The 16,341-nt window shown below is 73.2% G+C and carries 15 protein-coding genes; 5 read left to right on the top strand and 10 right to left on the bottom strand.

Translation table 11 applies throughout. The features are described 5' to 3' along the window. Positions 1–341, bottom strand: a 341-nt coding sequence (locus E2C05_RS34245; protein ID WP_205082893.1) for a hypothetical protein, incomplete at its 3' end; no start/stop codon positions are given. Beyond that, positions 325–1,857 (bottom strand): 2,3-bisphosphoglycerate-independent phosphoglycerate mutase, encoded by a 1,533-nt coding sequence (gpmI, locus tag E2C05_RS18980; protein ID WP_133221225.1) that lies wholly within the window; start codon positions 1,855–1,857, stop codon positions 325–327. The genes E2C05_RS34245 and gpmI, both read right to left, overlap by 17 nt. Positions 1,858–1,993: 136 nt before the next feature. Between gpmI and E2C05_RS18975 the strand changes: the two genes are divergently transcribed. After that, positions 1,994–2,509 carry a pyridoxamine 5'-phosphate oxidase family protein gene (locus tag E2C05_RS18975; protein ID WP_133221224.1) on the top strand — a complete coding sequence of 172 codons (516 nt, stop codon included), beginning with the start codon at positions 1,994–1,996 and terminating at the stop codon, positions 2,507–2,509. A 116-nt stretch (positions 2,510–2,625) separates the two neighbouring features. Here the strand turns inward: E2C05_RS18975 and E2C05_RS18970 are convergent, their stop codons facing one another. From E2C05_RS18970 to E2C05_RS18960, 3 genes are all read right to left on the bottom strand, one after another. Further along, positions 2,626–4,332: a class I SAM-dependent methyltransferase gene (locus E2C05_RS18970; protein ID WP_133221223.1), complete on the bottom strand. Its 1,707-nt coding sequence runs from the start codon at positions 4,330–4,332 to the stop codon at positions 2,626–2,628. A 96-nt stretch (positions 4,333–4,428) separates the two neighbouring features. Next, the gene (locus E2C05_RS18965) at positions 4,429–5,427 is read right to left on the bottom strand and encodes a glycosyltransferase family 4 protein (RefSeq protein WP_133221226.1); all 999 of its coding nucleotides are present in this window, start codon (positions 5,425–5,427) and stop codon (positions 4,429–4,431) included. A 171-nt stretch (positions 5,428–5,598) separates the two neighbouring features. Then, the gene (locus E2C05_RS18960; protein ID WP_133221222.1) at positions 5,599–6,402 is read right to left on the bottom strand and encodes a UDP-2,3-diacylglucosamine diphosphatase; all 804 of its coding nucleotides are present in this window, start codon (positions 6,400–6,402) and stop codon (positions 5,599–5,601) included. A gap of 328 nt (positions 6,403–6,730) precedes the next feature. On the opposite strand from E2C05_RS18960, the gene E2C05_RS18955 reads away from it, so the two are divergent. Together E2C05_RS18955 and E2C05_RS18950 are read left to right on the top strand one after the other, a co-directional pair. Beyond that, entirely contained in the window at positions 6,731–7,600 is an 870-nt protein-coding gene (locus E2C05_RS18955) for a diacylglycerol/lipid kinase family protein (RefSeq protein WP_133221221.1), read from the top strand. A 200-nt stretch (positions 7,601–7,800) separates the two neighbouring features. Next, complete coding sequence (locus E2C05_RS18950; protein ID WP_133221220.1) at positions 7,801–8,565, top strand: outer membrane protein; 765 nt, start codon at positions 7,801–7,803, stop codon at positions 8,563–8,565. A gap of 178 nt (positions 8,566–8,743) precedes the next feature. Here the strand turns inward: E2C05_RS18950 and E2C05_RS18945 are convergent, their stop codons facing one another. Both E2C05_RS18945 and E2C05_RS18940 read right to left on the bottom strand, forming a co-directional pair. Further along, entirely contained in the window at positions 8,744–8,926 is a 183-nt protein-coding gene (locus E2C05_RS18945; RefSeq protein ID WP_133221219.1) for a hypothetical protein, read from the bottom strand. A 169-nt stretch (positions 8,927–9,095) separates the two neighbouring features. Further along, positions 9,096–10,085, bottom strand: a complete 990-nt coding sequence (locus E2C05_RS18940; RefSeq protein ID WP_133221218.1) for a Tim44 domain-containing protein — start codon at positions 10,083–10,085, stop codon at positions 9,096–9,098. Between the two features lie 160 nt (positions 10,086–10,245). On the opposite strand from E2C05_RS18940, the gene E2C05_RS18935 reads away from it, so the two are divergent. Further along, positions 10,246–11,844, top strand: a complete 1,599-nt coding sequence (locus E2C05_RS18935) for an ABC transporter substrate-binding protein (RefSeq protein ID WP_133221217.1) — start codon at positions 10,246–10,248, stop codon at positions 11,842–11,844. A 33-nt stretch (positions 11,845–11,877) separates the two neighbouring features. Here E2C05_RS18935 and E2C05_RS18930 read toward each other — a convergent pair whose 3' ends face one another. The 3 genes from E2C05_RS18930 to E2C05_RS18920 are packed head-to-tail and all read right to left on the bottom strand — an operon-like array spanning position 11,878 to position 14,634. Continuing rightward, positions 11,878–13,158 carry a TRAP transporter large permease gene (locus E2C05_RS18930; protein WP_133221216.1) on the bottom strand — a complete coding sequence of 427 codons (1,281 nt, stop codon included), beginning with the start codon at positions 13,156–13,158 and terminating at the stop codon, positions 11,878–11,880. Then, positions 13,155–13,703 carry a TRAP transporter small permease gene (locus E2C05_RS18925; protein ID WP_133221215.1) on the bottom strand — a complete coding sequence of 183 codons (549 nt, stop codon included), beginning with the start codon at positions 13,701–13,703 and terminating at the stop codon, positions 13,155–13,157. Before E2C05_RS18925 ends, E2C05_RS18930 begins: the two co-directional genes overlap by 4 nt. Positions 13,704–13,755: 52 nt before the next feature. Next, positions 13,756–14,634 (bottom strand): AraC family transcriptional regulator, encoded by an 879-nt coding sequence (locus E2C05_RS18920; RefSeq protein ID WP_133221214.1) that lies wholly within the window; start codon positions 14,632–14,634, stop codon positions 13,756–13,758. 29 nt (positions 14,635–14,663) lie between these two features. Here E2C05_RS18920 and lpdA point away from each other — a divergent pair, with 29 nt between their 5' ends. After that, on the top strand, positions 14,664–16,190 hold the full coding sequence (lpdA, locus tag E2C05_RS18915) for a dihydrolipoyl dehydrogenase (protein WP_408901624.1): 1,527 nt from the start codon (positions 14,664–14,666) through the stop codon (positions 16,188–16,190). The last annotated feature ends 151 nt before the right edge of the window (positions 16,191–16,341 follow it).

Raw genomic sequence — 16,341 nt, 5'->3', positions numbered from 1 at the left:
CGCTCGGCCAGGCGGCGCTCCTCGGCGGCGGCGGCCTGGGCGGTGCGGGAGGCGGCCTCGGCGGCGTCCCGCTGGGCGGCGGCGGCCCGCTGGGCATCCTGCAGGGCCTGGGGCGTCGGCTGGGCGGCGGCCGGGCAAGCCAGGATGGTCGCCAGCAGGGCGGGCGCCAGCCCGCCGATCAGGCCGCATGGCCGGCGCCGGCCAGGGGTGTGCGCATCGCGGCGGCCGGGGATGCGCGGCCCCCGGTCCGGATCGGCCAGGCGCGGCGCGGCGCGGGCGAAGGCCGCCGCGCCCGGTCTCCCGGGGCCGCCGCGGGGCCTGCCGTCAGGCCGTCTCGACAAGCGGCCGTCCCGTCATCGCCGCCGGCTGCGGCAGCCCCATCAGCCGCAGCAGCGTGGGCGCCACATCGGCCAGGCGGCCGTCGCGCAGCCGCGATCCCGCCGGCGCATTCACGAGGAAGACCGGCACCGGGTTGGTGGTGTGCGCCGTGTGCGGGCCGCCGGTCACCGGGTCCCGCATCATCTCGCAATTCCCATGGTCGGCCGTGACCAGCAGGGCACCGCCCTGGCGCGTCACCGCCTCGGCGATCCGGCCGAGGCCGGCATCCACCGTCTCCACCGCCTTCACCGCCGCCGGCAGGCTGCCGGTATGGCCGACCATGTCCGGGTTGGCGAAGTTCAGGACGACCAAGTCGTATTTGCCACTGTCGATCGCCGCCACCGCCTTGTCCGTCAGCTCGGGCGCGGACATCTCGGGCTGCAGGTCGTAGGTGGCGACCTTGGGGGAGGGGACCATGATCCGGTCCTCGCCCGCATAGGGCGTCTCCTCCCCGCCGTTCAGGAAGTAGGTGACGTGCGGGTATTTCTCCGTCTCCGCCATGCGGAGCTGCGTCCGGCCGGCGCGGGAGACCACCTCGCCCAGGATGTCGGCCATGCCCTGCGCCGGGAAGAGCGTGCCGAGGAAGGGATTGAGCGCGGCGGAATACTCCGTCATCCCCGCCGCGGCGGCGAAGCGCACCACCCGCCGGCGCGGGAAGCCCTGGAAGCCGGGGTCCAGCAGCGCCGCCAGGATTTCCCGCACGCGGTCGGCGCGGAAGTTGAAGCAGAGCAGCCCGTCGCCGTCCCGCATGCCGGCATAATCGCCGATGGCGGTGGCCGGGACGAATTCATCCGTCACGTCCTTCGCATGCGCCGCCTGCACCGCGGCCACCGCATCGGGCGCCCGGGCGCCCGCGGCATCCACCATCACGTCATAGGCCTGGGAGACGCGCTCCCACCGGTTGTCGCGGTCCATGGCGTAGTAGCGGCCGGTGATGCTGGCGATGCGCACGCCCGGCAGGTTGCAGATCGCCGCGACCAGGTCGCGCAGGTAGTCCGGCGCCGCGCGCGGCGGCGTGTCGCGGCCATCGGTGAACAGGTGCAGCGCCACCGGGATGCCGGCGGCCGAGAGCGCCCGGGCCAGCGCCGCCGCATGCCGCTGGTGGCTGTGCACCCCGCCGGGCGAGACCAGCCCCAGCAGGTGGCAGGTGCCGCCCGTGGCCTTGAGCCTGGCCGTCAGGTCCGTCAGCGCCGGCAGGGCGGCGATGGAGCCATCCGCCACCGCCGCATCGATGCGCGGCAGGTCCTGCATCACCACCCGCCCGGCGCCGAGATTGAGGTGCCCGACCTCGGAATTCCCCATCTGCCCGTCCGGAAGGCCGACATCGTGGCCGGAAGTGTGCAGGAAGGCGCGTGGCCCGGCTGCCCAGAGCGCGTCGAATTTCGGGGTGCGGGCCTGGCGCACGGCATTGTCCGCCGGGTCTTCCCGCCAGCCCCAGCCATCCAGGATGACGAGCATGACGGGGCGCGGCTGCGGCATGGGCTCTCTCCTCGGCAGGGCAAGGGGTTACCGCCGGGTCCCGGGTCCGGCAAGCGCCGCCGGGTCCCGCCGCGGGAAACCGCCCCCGCCCCCGGCCGTTGCCCCCGCGAACCCCCAAGGGCAGGAGAGCAAGGGCATGGTCGAGACCCGCAGCGACGCCGAGGCCAAGCGCAAGGTCTGGGAGATGATCAAGGACGTCGAGATCGCGATGATGGTCACGATGGACGAGGAAGGGCGCTTCCGCGGCCGGCCCATGCGCGCCTCGCAGAAGGAATTCGACGGCGTGCTCTGGTTCTTCACCCAGGCCGGCAGCCCGAAGACCGGCGAGGTGGCGCAGGACGAGCGCTGCCTGCTCGCCTATTCCGACCCGCGGGGGCAGAACTACGTCTCGATCTACGGCGTGGCCGAACTGGTCCGCGACGTGGAGCAGCAGAAGCGGCTCTGGGCCGAGCCGCTGCGGGTGTGGTTCCCCGGCGGCGCGGAATCGCCCGAGGTGGCGCTGCTGAAGGTGACCTGCGAGGGCGCCGAGTACTGGGACAGCCCGTCCAGCACGCTGGTGCATGCCTATGGGTACATCAAGGCGGTGACCACCGGCGAGCCGCCGCATCCCGGCGCCAACGACAAGGTGGACTTCACCAAGAAGGCCGGCTGAGGCAGGCCTGCGCGAGGAGGGCGCCGCCCTCCTCGACGCCCCGCCGCGAGGCCCGGACCGGCATCCGCCAGTCCGGGCCGCCGCTGCGTTGCCCCCCCCCCCGGATCGCCCCGGGCTCAGGCCGCCTGCGCGGCCGGCCGGCCGATGCGTGCCGCCAGCGCCGCATCCAGCGCGGCGCGGCGGTCCCAGAGATCCCGGTACCAGTCGAGCCGCCGGCGCGCCTGATAGGCCGTCATCCGCTCCGCCCGCACCCAGTCCCGCGCCGCCTCGGCGATCCGCCGCGCCGCCGGCGGATTGGCCAGGATGGCGCGCAGCAGCGCCAGCAGGTGGCCCGGATCCTCGGCGATCAGCCCGGTGCGGCCATCCTCCAGGCTTTCGGCATAGACGGTGGGGGAGGCGAGGCAGCAGAGCCGGTGCGAGGCCGCCTCCACCGCCTTGAGGTCGGACTTCATCCGGTTGAAGCGGGTGTCCGCCAGCGGCAGGAAGGCCAGCTCGCACCCCGCCATGACGCCGCGATAGGTGGCGTAGTCGCAGCCCGGCGTGTAGGTCTTGTGCGGGGTTTCCAGCGCCGCGAAGACCTCGCAGTCATTCACCACGGCGATGCGCAGCCGCCCCGCCGCCTCCGCCAGCGCCTGGTTCAGCGCCTGCAGGAAGGGCGCCGCATCCGCGGTGCGGTTCAGGGCGCCGAAGAACAGCGTCAGCGGCGCGTCGTCCTGGAAGTTCACCGGGTCGGGCAGTTCCGCGACGCCGTTCGGGAAGACCGCCACTTCCGGGTTCCATTGCCGCAGCTCCGCCGCCAGCGCGGGGGTCGAGGCCTGCACCGCATGCACGGCGCGGAAGCTGAACTGCCCGCTTTCGGCGAGCGCCGGCCAGCGATCCGGGTCGTCGTCGAATTCCTGCACCAGCACGGCGCCGGAGGCCCGCGCCCGCGCCACGAATTCATGCCCGGCCGGCGCGTCCGGCAGGTACATGCGCTGCACCAGCAGCACCCGTGGCACCGCCTCCATCCCCGGCGGCGGCGCCGGCAGGTCGAGGTCGGGCGCCGCCTGGATGGAGACGCCGGGCAGGGAGGCGAGGTCGCGCAGCGGCTGCAGCACCCGCACCTCCGCCATCGCCGCCACCGGGTCCGGCAGGGTCCGCGCCGCGACCAGCAGCGGCCGCGGCGGCCGGCGCGCCGCGCGCCAGACCCATTGCAGCGGCTGCGCCCGCGCCAGCCACTCGGCCGGCGCGATGCCCAGGGCCTCCAGCCCCGGCGCCAGGGCAGCGGCGAAGGCCTCCCCCTGCTCGGGCGCGAAGATGCGGGGCGCAACCTCCAGCGGGTGCAGCCCGGCTTCCGCCAGCGCCCGGTGCATCATGCGCGGGGTGAACCAGCGGAGATGCGTGCGGTCGAACAGCCCGTGCGGCTCGTAGTCGAAGCTGCCGGCCAGCAGCCGGGCGACGAAGCTCCAGTGCTCGACATTCGGCACGCAGGCCAGCAGCACCCCGTCCTCGGACAGCAGCGGCGCCATGCGCGCCAGCACCGTCCAGGGGTCCCGCAGATGCTCCAGCACGTCGCCGAACAGGATGGCGTCGAGGGTGCCGGGCTCGACCGGCGGCGGCGCCGCCTCGATATCCGTGGCGAAGAGCCCGTCCAGCGCCGGCGCCGCCGCGGCGGCCAGGGCCGCGTCGGGCTCCACGCCCAGCAGCGTGGCGCGCGGGTTGAGGCGGCGATAGGCGGCCAGCGTCGCACCGGCGCCGCAGCCCACGTCCAGCACGCGCCGCGCGTCGCGCGGGATGCGCGCCAGCAGGTCGGGGTTGGGGGAACTGCCGTACACGAAGCCCATGGCGGCGCCTTTTGCGTCTCGCCGGGACCATCGGGGCCGCGCGTTAAGGAAGGCTTTCGCGCCGCGGCCGCCGGCCGGGACGCCGCGAGGCCGGCATCACCCCCGAGGCACCAGTTGCCGGCGGAAGCTGGCGGTGCAGGCTTCCCAGGAGAAGCGCTCGGCATGCGCGCGGCAGGCGGCGCGGTCGCAACCCAGCGCCGCCAGCGCGGCGCGGCGCAGGTCGGTGTCCACCACCCCGGCGCCGGAGCCCGGGATGACGTCCAGCGGGCCGGTAACCGGATAGGCCGCGACCGGGGTGCCGCAGGCCATCGCCTCCAGCATCACCAGGCCGAAGGTGTCGGTGCGGGAGGGGAAGACGAAGGCATCCGCCCCGGCATAGGCCCGCGCCAGGGCATCCCCCGTCCGCCAGCCGGCGAAATGCGTCCGCGGAAAGCGCCGCGCCAATTCCGCCCGCTGCGGCCCGTCGCCCACCACCACCTTGGACCCCGGCAGGTCGAGCGCCAGGAAGGCCTCGATGTTCTTCTCCACCGCCACCCGCCCGGCATAGAGGAAGACGGGACGCGGCAGCCCCCACTCCTCCCGCGGCTCCGGCCGGAACAGGTCCAGGTCCACGCCGCGCGACCAGGGCCGGACCATGGTGAAGCCGCGCTCCGCCAGTTCCGCCCGCAGGGACGGGGTGGCGGCGAAGGTGCCCGCCCCGGCCTCGTGGAAGCGCCGCATGACGGACCAGGCCAGCCGCCGCGGCAGGCCGGTGCGGGCATGCAGGTAATCCGGGAATTTCGTGTGGAAGCTGGTGGTGAAGGGCCAGCGCCGCTGGCGGCACAGCGCCCGCATGGCCCAGCCCAGCGGGCCTTCGGTGGCGATGTGCACCGCGCTGGGGCCGAAGGCATCCGCCATCGCCGCCAGGGCGCGGCGCGGCCGCACCGCCAGGCGGATCTCCGGGTAGCTCGGCATCGGCAGGGTGCGGAAGCGGTCGGGGCCGACCACCTCCACCACGTCGCCCTGGGCCTGCAGCATCGCCGCAATGGTGGACAGCGTGCGGACCACGCCATTCACCTGCGGGTGCCAGGCATCGGTCACGATCAGCAGCCGCAGCGCATCGTCGTCGGGCAGCACCGGCACCTCGCCGTAGGAAGCGGCATCGAGCTCAAGATACATCGGCAATCCGGCGGCGCGACGGGCCGGCGGCGGGCATCCCGGGCGCCGGCGGCGCGCCGGCCGCGCCGCGCCTGCCCGGCCAGCGGGGGAAAGGCCGCGGCACGCCGGTCAGGCCGCGGCCACGGCGCGGCTGTCCGCCGTGCGCCAGAAGGACAGGCGGTTCTCCCGCGCCCAGTCCACCAGCTCGAACCGCCCGTCGGCATGCTCGACCAGGGCGGTGCAGCTTTCCACCCAGTCGCCGTCGTTCATGTACTGCACGCCCTGCACCGTGCGCATCTCGGCATGGTGGATATGGCCGCAGACCACGCCGTCCAGGCCGCGCCGCTTCGCCTCGGTCGCCAGCGCCACCTCGAACCGGTCGATCGCCTTGACCGCTTCCTTCACCTGCCGCTTCAGCCACTGCGACAGCGACCAGTAGGGATAGCCGAGCCGCCGGCGCGCCGCGTTGAAGACGCGGTTCACCGTCAGCGCCCAGTCATAGGCCCAGTCGCCGAGATGCGCGAGGAAGCGGGCATAGCGGATGACGCCGTCGAACTCGTCGCCATGCATGATCAGGTAGCGGCGGCCATCGGCGCCGACATGCACCGCATCCCGCACCAGCTTCACCCCCGCGACCTCCAGGCCAAGCCAGGCGCGGAACATCTCGTCATGGTTGCCGGGGATGTAGGTGACCTCGACGCCGCGCTGGGCGAGGCCGAGGATGTGGCGCAGCACCTCGTCGAATTCCTCGGTCCAGTACCAGGATTTCCGCAGCCGCCAGCCATCGATGATGTCGCCCACCAGGTACAGCCGCTCGCATTCGGTGCGGCGCAGGAAGTCGAGCAGGAAGTCGGCCCGGCAGCCGCGGGTGCCGAGATGCACGTCCGAGAGGAAGATCGTGCGGTAGTGCCGTCTGGTCTGCGTCGTCTGCATCGCCCCTGCCTTCCGGCGGCGGCCCGCGGCGAGTCGCCGGCCGTTGCGCGCCGTGCGAGTAACGCAGAGCGACGCGGCGCGTCGTGAATCTTGCGTGACGCGGCGGGCTTCCGGCCGGCCGCGCGGCGGATGTCATGCCGCTGCCACGCCGCTGTCGCGGCGCTGTCGCGCAACCGTCCCTACAGCGTCGCCGCCCGGACGGACGCGGCCTGCCCGCGCGACGCGCGCAGGCCTGCCCGGCGATCCGCGACGCGGCGGCGTTCCGCGCCGTGCGGCGCGGATGCCGGGGCGGCCGGGCCATCGCGCAGCGCAGGAGCCGGACCGCCGGATGCTGATCGTCTTCAACCCCGCCGCCGGCGCCCGCCGTCGCCGGCGTCTCTCCCGCGCGCTGGACACGCTGGCGCGCGCCGGCGTCCCGGCCCGCGTGGCGGAGACGCTGCATCCCGGCCATGCCACGCTGCTGGCGCGGCAGGCGGCGGGGGAGGGCGTGGCGCTGGTGGTGGCCGCCGGCGGGGACGGCACCATCGCCGAGGTCGCGGCCGGCCTGGCGGGCAGCGTCGCCCGGCTGGGCATCCTGCCCTTCGGGACCGCCAATGTGCTGGCCTGGGAACTGGGACTGCCGCCGCGGCCGGAGGCGGCGGCGGCGGTGCTGGCCGGCGGCCGGCCCGTGGCGCTGCGGCCCGGCCTGGCGCGCTTCGGCGACGGCACGCAGCGGCTGTTCGTGCAGATGCTGGGCGCCGGCTTCGATGCGCAGGTGGTGGCGCGGCTCGACCTCGGCCTCAAGCGGCGGCTCGGCCGCGGCGCCTATGTGCTGCAGGGCCTGCGGGAGCTTGGGCGCTATCCCTTCCCCCGCTTCACCGCCCTGCTGGACGGGGACGCGGTGGAGGTCGCCAGCGCCATCGTCTCCAAGGGCCGGCTCTATGCCGGCCGGCACCTGCTGGCGCCGGCGGCCTTGCCCGGGGAGGCGGGGTTCCAGGTGGCGCTGTTCCGTGGTGGCGGGGCGCTGCGGGCGGCGCTGTACGGCGCCGCCCTGCCGCTGGACCTGCTGCCGCGCCTGCCGGGGGTGGAGTTGCGGCACGCCCTGCGGGTGGAGATGCGGGGGCCCGCCGTGCCGGTGCAGGCGGATGGCGACCTGGCCGGGGCCTTGCCGGCGGCGATCGCCGATGCGGCCGGCACCATCGAGGTGATGCTGCCCTGACGGCGCCTTCCTGACGACGCCTTGCCCCTGGCCGCGCGCCGGGGGCGGCGCCAGCCGCGAGCGGCGGCCATCCGCCCGGGCAGGAAATCTTAAAACCTGGACAGGTACAGCTCCTGGCATGCTCTGGCGCCGCGCCGGGCAGCCAGGGACATGCGAGGCCGGCAGGACCGCCGCCTGCGCCCCTTCCGGGGAAGAGGCAGATGGCGAAACCGGTGCAGGCGCTGCTCGGCGGCGTGCTGGGCCTTGGGCTGGCGCAGGGTGCGGCGCGGGCGGAAGGCGGGCCCTATGTCAATCTCGGCATCGGGGTGAATTTCCGCGAACAGTCGGACCTGATGCTGCGCGGGGCGACGGCCGACCAGGGCCGGCGCTTCGGCCTGGGCCCGCAGGGGCGGCTCGGCTTCAGCGGCGGCGGCCTGGTCGCGCTCGGCAGCGCCGGCTGGAGTTTCGGCGCGGTCCGGGCGGAGGCCGAGTTCAGCTACCGCACCAACGACGTCGCCTCGGTCGCGCTGGCCGGCTTCCCGGGCCGTGCCGCCTTCTCCGGATCCTCCGACACCTATGCGGCCATGGCCAACCTGGTCTGGCAGCCCGCCACGCTGCGCTTCGACCTCGGCGTGCCGGTCACGCCGCATCTCGGCTTCGGGCTGGGGCATGCCTGGACGGCCTATCGCGAGATCATCATGCGGACCCGGTCGGCCGGCATCGGCACCTATGGCGTGGATGGCCGCTTCGCCTGGCAGGCGATCGCCGGCCTGTCCTGGGACTTGGCGTCGCTCCGCCCGGGCCTGAGCCTGACGACGGAGTACCGCTACTTCTCGGTGCCGGACCAGCAGGTGAAATTCGGCGCCCAGGTCGGCCGGCATGGCTTCCGCGACGGGACGCTGGGCGCAACCAACCACAACCACGCCCTGGTCATCGGCCTTCGCTACCAGTTCTGGAGCATGCCGGCGCCGGCGGCGCCGCGCTGAAGGCCGGAAGGCGCCGGCGGCCCCCCTGGCGCCTGCCGCCCGCGCCGGGACTGCCGCGGGGCGCTGCCGCAGGGCAGCGTCGGATGGTGAGATCAGAACAGCCGGTCGGGACCTGCCGGGCGGCGGGCGGGGATGATGCGGGGCGCGACGCCGCGTCCCGCGGGTGGTGGTGGGCGGGTCAGCCGGTGCGGCGCATGGCCACGGCGGCGGCGGCCAAGCCGCTGGCCAGCGACACGGCGCCGAGCGCCGGTGCCGCCAGCAGCATGCCGGGCGCGAGGGCGGCCGCCGGCCCGAGTGCCAGACCCACCGAGGCGAGCCCGCCCAGGGCGGCAAGCACGGCCAGGAAGCACAGGGCGATCATGCGATGGGACCTCCGGATCACGGTTCGTAGGCAATAGGCTGCCACGATCATGCCATGATTTGGCCCCGCCAGGCCACAATTACGACTGCGCCGTCCCGGCCAAAGGCGGGGACGGCGCGATTGTGACCGAAAGAAGGCTAGCCGGGGGCCGCAGCCCCCGGCCGGCAGGTCAGCGGGTCTGCTGGATCGCCGAGAGCAGCCAGGGCCCACCCTGGGTGCGGACGAAGGTCCAGAGCTCCGTCACCGTCTGCCGGCGGTTCGGGTCGCCTTCCACCACCGCCCCGTCGCTGAGGCGGGTGGTGACATCCACCTGGGAGAAGCGCATGGCGACGGTGGCGTAGTCCCGCGCGCCTTCCCGCCAGGCCTCGGCCAGGTCGCCCTTCTCCAACACGGTGTCCCGCGTCTCGTTCCGCCAGCCCCGGCGGGCCAGGTCGGCCAGGTCGTTGCCGAAATACTGCATCATCTCCGGCGTCGCGACCGTCCGCATGCCCTGCTCGTCCTGGCGCGACCAGGCCGCATTCACCGTCTGCAGCGCATGCTCGAAGGCCTGGAAATCGGCCGGGGTGAGCTGGATGGGCTGCCCGCCCGATCCGCCGCCGCCACCGCCGCCATAGGCACGGCGCGAGTCATCGCCCATGCCGTCCTGCGCCTGGCGGGCGAGGCCGCCGGGGATGCCGGCCATGGCCGGCTGCGCGCCATTCGCCGCCTGGCGGCGGCGGAACCAGCCGATGGCGAAGCGCACCAGCAGGGCGACGACCGCGATCTGCAGCAGCAGGCCGAGGAAGCTGGCGAAGCCGCTGAAGCCGCCGAACAGGCCGTGGCCGAACAGCAGCCCGCCCAGGCCGGCGCCGATCAGGCCGCCCATCAGCCCGGCCATGAAGGGGCTGCGGCTGAAGAAGCCGCCGGCCGGGTTGGGCTGGAAGGGCCGCTGGTAGCCCGGCTGGCCCAGCGGTGCGGAAGGCCGTCCCGGCTCCGTCGCGCTGCGCTGCATCGGCACGGCCGTGCCGGGCGCGGTCTGGGTGGCGGGCGGGGCGCTGTAGGTGCGGGAGCCGCGGCTGCCGCTGGAAGCGCCGCCGCCCGGCCGGGCATCCGCCAGCGCGGGCGCGAGCGCAAGGGCCGCGGCGGCGAAGGCCGCGAGCAGGAAGGCGGGGCGACGCATGGTTGGGGTTCTCTCCGGCATTGTCTTGCTTGTTTGCAATATAGGGAAGCGCCGGGGGGATTGCGACGGTTCCCTGGTGCCGTTCGCCGGAGCCGGAGGCCCGCTTGCGCCGGCGCCGGGGGCGCGACAGGCTTTCCATGCCTGATCCGGGGGACCCCGCATGCTTCGCCGACTTGCCCTGGCCGCGCTCTGCGGCCTGCCCATCCTGGCCGGGCCCGCCCCTGGGCCCGCCGCCGCCCAGACGCCGCCCAAGGTCTTCCGCTTCGCCACCGCCACGGATGCCGCGACGCTGGATCCGCATGCGACCAACGCGCTGTTCACCTACCTCGTCGTCTCCCAGGTCTATGAGCCGCTGACGCATCGCGGCGACGACCTGAAGCTGCATCCCGGCCTGGCGGTGCGATGGGAACAGGTGGAGCCGACCCGCTGGCGCTTCCACCTGCGCGACGGTGTGCGCTTCGCGGGCGGGGAGAGCTTCGAGGCGGAGGACGCCGCCTTCTCCATCGGCCGCGCCCGCGCGCCCACCAGCAATTACGGAATCTTCGTCGACACCGTCTCGGGCGCCGAGGTGGTGGACCGGCTGACGGTGGACGTCGTCACCCGCGTCCCCGACGCCACCATCCCCGACAAGATGAGCCGCGTGCTGATCATGGACAAGGGCTGGGCGGAGGCGAACCGCAGCGCCGCGCCGCAGAATTTCGGCGCGCGGGAGGAGACCTTCGCCAGCCGCAACACCAACGGCACCGGCCCCTTCGTGATCGCGCGCCGCGAGGTGGACCAGCGCACCGTCATGACCCGCAACCCGACCTGGTGGGGGATCGAGGCCAAGGCGGCGCCGGGCAACGTGACGGAGTTCCAGTACATCGTCCTCGCCTCCGACGCGACGCGCGTCGCCGCCCTGCTGTCCGGCGAGGTGGACATGGTGCATGTCGTCCCCTCCCAGGATGTCGAGCGGATCAGGCGCAACGACCGGCTGCGGGTGCTGGAGGGGCAGGAGAACCGCACCGTCTTCATCGCCATGAACCAGGAGGCGGAGGAGCTTGCATCCTCCGACGTGAAGGGCCGCAACCCCTTCAAGGACATCCGGGTGCGGCAGGCCGTGGCGCATGCGGTGGATGTGGAGACGCTGCGCCGCCGCACCCTGCGCGGCCAGGCGGTGCCGACCGGGTCCATGTGGACACAGTTCGTCAATGGCTGGTCGCAGGACCTCGACCGGCGCCTGCCGCTGGACCGGGACCGCGCGAAGGCGCTGCTTGCGGAGGCCGGCTACCCGAACGGCTTCGCGATCACGCTCGATTGCCCGGTCGGGACCTATGACGAGGCCTGCCAGGCGATCGTCGCCATGCTGGCGCAGGTCGGCATCCGGGCGAACCTCAACCTGGTGCCGAACACCGTCTTCCTCGGCCGGCTGCAGCGGCGGGAGGCGCAGTTCTACGTGCTGTCCTGGGGCGTGCCGACCTTCGATGCGCTCTACACCCTGCGCGCCGTCATGGCCTCCCGCTCCATGGCGGGCAGCGCGAGCTGGAATGTCGGCGGCTATTCCAACCCGCAATTCGACGCGCTGGTCCGGCGGGTGGAGGCGGAGACGGATGCCGAGGCGCGGCGCGGCCTGATCCGGGAGGCGCATGCGCTGCACAATGCGGAACTCGGCCACATCCCGCTGTACCACATGATGATCCCCTGGGCGGTGCGGCAGGGCGTGCAGGTGACCCACCGGGCCGACAACCAGCTGCAGGTGCGGGAAGTGCGGCTGGACTGACCACGGGGGGGGCGGCGCGGCGCCGCCCCCCCCTTACCGGTACCACATGGTCGGCAGCCACATGACCAGCCCCGGCACGTAGGTACACAGCAGCAGCACGCCGACCAGCGGCACCATGAAGGGCAGGACGCCCCGGGCCGCATCCTCGAAGCTGATGCCCGCGACGCGGGCCAGGATGAACAGCACGATGCCCACCGGCGGCGTCAGCAGGCCGATGCACAGGTTCAGCACCATGATCAGGCCGAAATGCACCGGGTCGACGCCGATCGTCTCCATGATCGGCAGCATGATCGGCGTCAGGATCAGGATGGCCGGCAGCGGCTCGATCGCCAGGCCGACCAGCAGCAGGAAGACATTGGCGATCAGCAGGATCAGCCATTTCTCCGAGGTGATGGCCAGCACCCAGCCCACCACCTGCTCCGACACCTTGGTCGTGGTCAGCAGCCAGCCGAAGATCTCCGACCCCGCGACGATCAGCAGGATGGTCGCGGTCACCTCCACCGTCTCGAAGCTCACCTTGATGATCGCGCGGAGCCCGAGCGTGCGGTAGACGAGGACGCCCAGCAGCAGGGCATAGGCGACGGCGCAGATCGCGCCCTCGGTCGGGGTGAAGGCGCCGGCGCGCATGCCGCCGATGATGATCACCGGCGTCAGCAGCGGCAGGGCGCCGCGCGCCAGGGTCCGCCCCAGCTCGTAGAGCCGGAACTTCGCATCGGCGCCGTAGCCCCGCACGCGCGAATAGTAGTAGACCATCCCCATCAGGCAGGCCGCCACCAGCAGCCCGGGGATGATGCCCGCGGCGAACAGCTGCCCGATGCTGGCATTGGCCGAGACGCCGTAGATCACCAGCGGCAGGGAAGGCGGCAGCAGCGGCCCCAGCATGGAGCTCGCCGCGGTGATGCCGACGGCGAATTTCGCATCGTAGCCATGCGACTTCATCGCCCGCACCTCGATGGTGCCGAGGCCGGCGGCATCGCCCACCGCCGTCCCGCTCATCCCCGCGAAGACCACGCTGCCGACGACGTTCACCTGCGCCAGCCCGCCGCGCATCCAGCCCACCGCGGCGACGGCGAAGTCGTAGATGCGCTCCGTGATGCCGGAACTGTTCATCAGCATGCCGGCGAAGATGAAGAAGGGCACGCAGAGCAGCGGGAAGCTGTCCACCCCGCCCACCATGCGGTGCACGATCGCCAGCAGCGGGATGGACCCGTCCACCAGCGCGAACAGGATGGAGGCGCCGGCGAGCGAGATGGCGACCGGCACGCCGAGCGCGAGCAGGCCGAAGAAGCCGAGCAGCAGGATGGCGGCGGTCATGCCACCACCTTCTGCTCGGCCATGCCCTCGCCGCGCGTCCAGCGGCGCCAGACCACTACGGCCTCCCGCAGGGTCATGCCGCAGAAGGCGAGGAAGACCGGCCAGTAGACCCAGGCCAGGGAGTGGTCGAGGCTGTCCATCGGCATCACGCCCATGCGGTCCGCCAGGTCGAAGCCGACCCAGGCGCCGAAGCCCCAGAAGCCGAGCCGGCAGGCATCCTGGAAGGCCCAGAGCGGCCTGCGCAGCGCGGGCAGGGCCTGCTCCAGCGCCTCCACCCGGATATGCGTCTGGCGCCGCACCGCGCCGACCGACCCGACGAAGGTCAGGACGATCAGCAGGTAGCGCGCCACCTCCTCGGTCCAGGCGACGCTGTCGTTCAGCGCGTAGCGGCTGAAGAACTGGGTGAAGACCAGGGTGCCGAGCACCCAGAGCAAGGCGAGGCCGGCCCAGTCTTCCGGCCCATGGCCGGCGAGGCGGAAGTGGCGGAGGTCGTCGGCGAAGCCGGCCTCCTCCGCCTCGGCGATTCCCTCGAACGGCTTCTCCACCGGCCTGCCTCCCCAGGTTCCTTGCGAAGGGGAGACGGGCCGGACGCGGCTGTCAAACCGCCGCCACCCGCACCCGCAGCGGCAGCAGGATCTCGGTCAGCCACTCCGACGGCGGCAGGCTGCGCGGGTCGTTCAGGTATTCCTCCATCACCGGCTGGTCCGCCGGCTCCTCCCCGCTCCCGGGGAGCCAGCTGCCGTAGAGCCAGGAATAGACCGGCTCCAGCTCGGCATAGGGGCCCTTGAACCGCAGCACGGCGCAGCGGGCGGCCGGCACCTCCAGGATCCGCACCTCGCCCTCCGCCGACACGTCCGGCGGCACGGTGATCCCGGCATCGGAGCGCAGTTGCGCCGCCGGCACGGTCAGCGGGTCGTCGTGATAGAGGGCGATGCTCCGGGTTTCCGGCCGGAACAGGCCGCGCGGCCCGGCCCAGGCCAGCAGCCGGTCGAAGCTGGGCCCGATCGCCTCATAGGGCCCGATATGCCGCAGCACGGCCAGGCGAAGCGCCGGCTCGTCGCGGAAGGTCACGCTGTGCATCGCTGTCTCCCTGCTGGCGAAGCCGGGCCGCGGGGGCAGGGCGCCCAGGCCGCCGCGCGCCCGGTAGGCGCCGGGCGGCACCCCGTAGGCGGCGCGGAAGGCGCGGGTGAAGGCGGCGGCGCTGCCATAGCCCGCCCGCCGCGCCACCCGGGCGATCGGCAGGGGCCCGCGCAGCAGGTCCACCGCGGCGCGGGACAGCCGGGCGCGGGCCAGCGTCTCCACCGGCGTCTCCCCCGCCACTTCCCGGTACACCCGGTGGAAATGGAAGGGGGAGAAGGCGGCGGCCTCCGCCAGCGCCTCCAGCCCCGGCGGGTCGTCCAGCCGCGACGCGATCAGCGCCATGGCCCGGGCGACCCGCCTGCCGTAGTCCTCCCGCGTCCGCTGCCGGCTCGGCATTCCTCTCCCCTCGGTCCGGTGGCCCATTCCTGCCGCAACCCGGATTGATCGCGCTTGCGAAGTTGCCGTCTAGCCCCGCCGCAAGCCGGGGTTGCCTCGGCCGGGCGTTGGCGGCAGGGTCCGCCCGCCTGTCTCCTCCCCCCCTTACGGAAACCCACTGCCCCATGCCCGAGAGCTTCGACGTCATCGTCATCGGCGCCGGCCCCGGCGGCTATGTCTGCGCCATCCGCGCCGCCCAGCTCGGCATGAAGGTGGCCTGCGTGGAGAAGCGGGCGACGCTGGGCGGCACCTGCCTGAATGTCGGCTGCATCCCCTCCAAGGCGCTGCTGCAGAGCAGCGAGCTGTTCGAGGAGACGCGGCACAAGATGGCCGAGCATGGCGTGGTGTTCGACGGCGTCCGGCTCGACCTGGCGAAGATGCAGGCGCGCAAGGGCGAGGTCGTCTCGGCCAATGTCAAGGGCGTGGAATTCCTGTTCCGCAAGAACAAGGTCACCTGGCTGAAGGGCGCGGGGCGGATCCTCGCCCCGGGCAAGGTGGAGGTCGCGGGCGAGACCTACGAGACGAAGAACATCGTCATCGCCACGGGCAGCGAGAGCAGCCCGCTGCGCGGCGTGGAGGTGGACGAGAAGCAGGTCGTCACCAGCACCGGCGCGCTCGACCTGGAAGCGGTGCCGAAGCACCTGGTGGTCATCGGCGGCGGCGTCATCGGGCTGGAGCTGGGCAGCGTCTGGCGGCGCCTGGGCGCCGAGGTGACGGTGATCGAGTTCCTCGACCGCCTGGTTCCCGGCATGGACAATGAGGTGGCGAAGCAGCTGGAACGCGTGCTGACCAGGCAGGGGCTGAAGTTCAAGCTGAAGTCGAAGGTCACCGGCGCGACCAAATCGGCCGAGGGCGTGACGCTGACGGTGGAGCCCGCCGCCGGCGGCGCGGCCGAGGAGATCAAGGCCGATGTGGTGCTGCTGGCCATCGGCCGCCGGGCGCACACGGAAGGCCTGGGCCTGGCCGAGGCGGGCGTGGAGCTGGACGAGCGCGGGCGGGTGAAGACCGACGCCCATTTCGCCACCAATGTCCCGGGCATCTATGCCATCGGCGACGTCATCGCCGGCGCCATGCTGGCGCACAAGGCCGAGGACGAGGGCGTGGCGCTGGCCGAACTCCTCGCCGGCCAGAAGGGCCATGTGAACTACGCCGCCATCCCCGGCGTGATCTACACCTGGCCGGAAGTGGCCTCGGTCGGCGCGACGGAGGAGGAGCTGAAGGCCGCCGGCATCGCCTACAAGGCCGGGAAATTCCCCTTCACCGCCAATGGCCGCGCCCGCGCCATGGGCGACCTGGACGGCTTCGTGAAGATCCTCGCGGATGCCAAGACCGACCGCGTGCTCGGCGCGCATATGCTGGGGCCGGATGTCGGCACGCTGATCGCCGAGATCTCGCTCGCCATCGAGTTCGGCGCCTCGGCCGAGGATGTGGCGCGCACCTGCCACGCCCACCCGACCCTGAACGAGGTGGTGAAGGAGGCGGCGCTCGCGGTGGACGGGCGGGCGCTGCACATCTAGGGCCTGTCGGCAAAGAGACCGGCGATGCAACGGCGCGGGAAGGTTCGTCCTGGCCAGGGCGCGGGCGCGGCCGGTGCTGGCGGCATCGGCCAGGCCGCGGGCGCCGGCCTTGCGCCAGCGCAGGGCGCCGCCCGCCCCGCGCGGGGCGGCG

This window comes from Paracraurococcus ruber, assembly GCF_004353985.1.
Classification (GTDB): Bacteria; Pseudomonadota; Alphaproteobacteria; order Acetobacterales; family Acetobacteraceae; genus Paracraurococcus; species Paracraurococcus ruber.
This window is presented reverse-complemented; position numbering and strand designations above follow the sequence as displayed.

Excerpts from the sequence above, each read along its gene's own strand:
- gpmI (WP_133221225.1), bottom strand. The coding sequence starts at position 1,857 with ATGCCGCAGCCGCGCCCCGTCATGCTCGTCATCCTGGATGGCTGGGGC.
- E2C05_RS18975 (WP_133221224.1), top strand. The coding sequence starts at position 1,994 with ATGGTCGAGACCCGCAGCGACGCCGAGGCCAAGCGCAAGGTCTGGGAG.
- E2C05_RS18970 (WP_133221223.1), bottom strand. The coding sequence starts at position 4,332 with ATGGGCTTCGTGTACGGCAGTTCCCCCAACCCCGACCTGCTGGCGCGC.
- E2C05_RS18960 (WP_133221222.1), bottom strand. The coding sequence starts at position 6,402 with ATGCAGACGACGCAGACCAGACGGCACTACCGCACGATCTTCCTCTCG.
- E2C05_RS18955 (WP_133221221.1), top strand. The coding sequence starts at position 6,731 with ATGCTGATCGTCTTCAACCCCGCCGCCGGCGCCCGCCGTCGCCGGCGT.
- E2C05_RS18950 (WP_133221220.1), top strand. The coding sequence starts at position 7,801 with ATGGCGAAACCGGTGCAGGCGCTGCTCGGCGGCGTGCTGGGCCTTGGG.
- E2C05_RS18945 (WP_133221219.1), bottom strand. The coding sequence starts at position 8,926 with ATGATCGCCCTGTGCTTCCTGGCCGTGCTTGCCGCCCTGGGCGGGCTC.
- E2C05_RS18940 (WP_133221218.1), bottom strand. The coding sequence starts at position 10,085 with ATGCGTCGCCCCGCCTTCCTGCTCGCGGCCTTCGCCGCCGCGGCCCTT.
- E2C05_RS18935 (WP_133221217.1), top strand. The coding sequence starts at position 10,246 with ATGCTTCGCCGACTTGCCCTGGCCGCGCTCTGCGGCCTGCCCATCCTG.
- E2C05_RS18930 (WP_133221216.1), bottom strand. The coding sequence starts at position 13,158 with ATGACCGCCGCCATCCTGCTGCTCGGCTTCTTCGGCCTGCTCGCGCTC.
- E2C05_RS18920 (WP_133221214.1), bottom strand. The coding sequence starts at position 14,634 with ATGCCGAGCCGGCAGCGGACGCGGGAGGACTACGGCAGGCGGGTCGCC.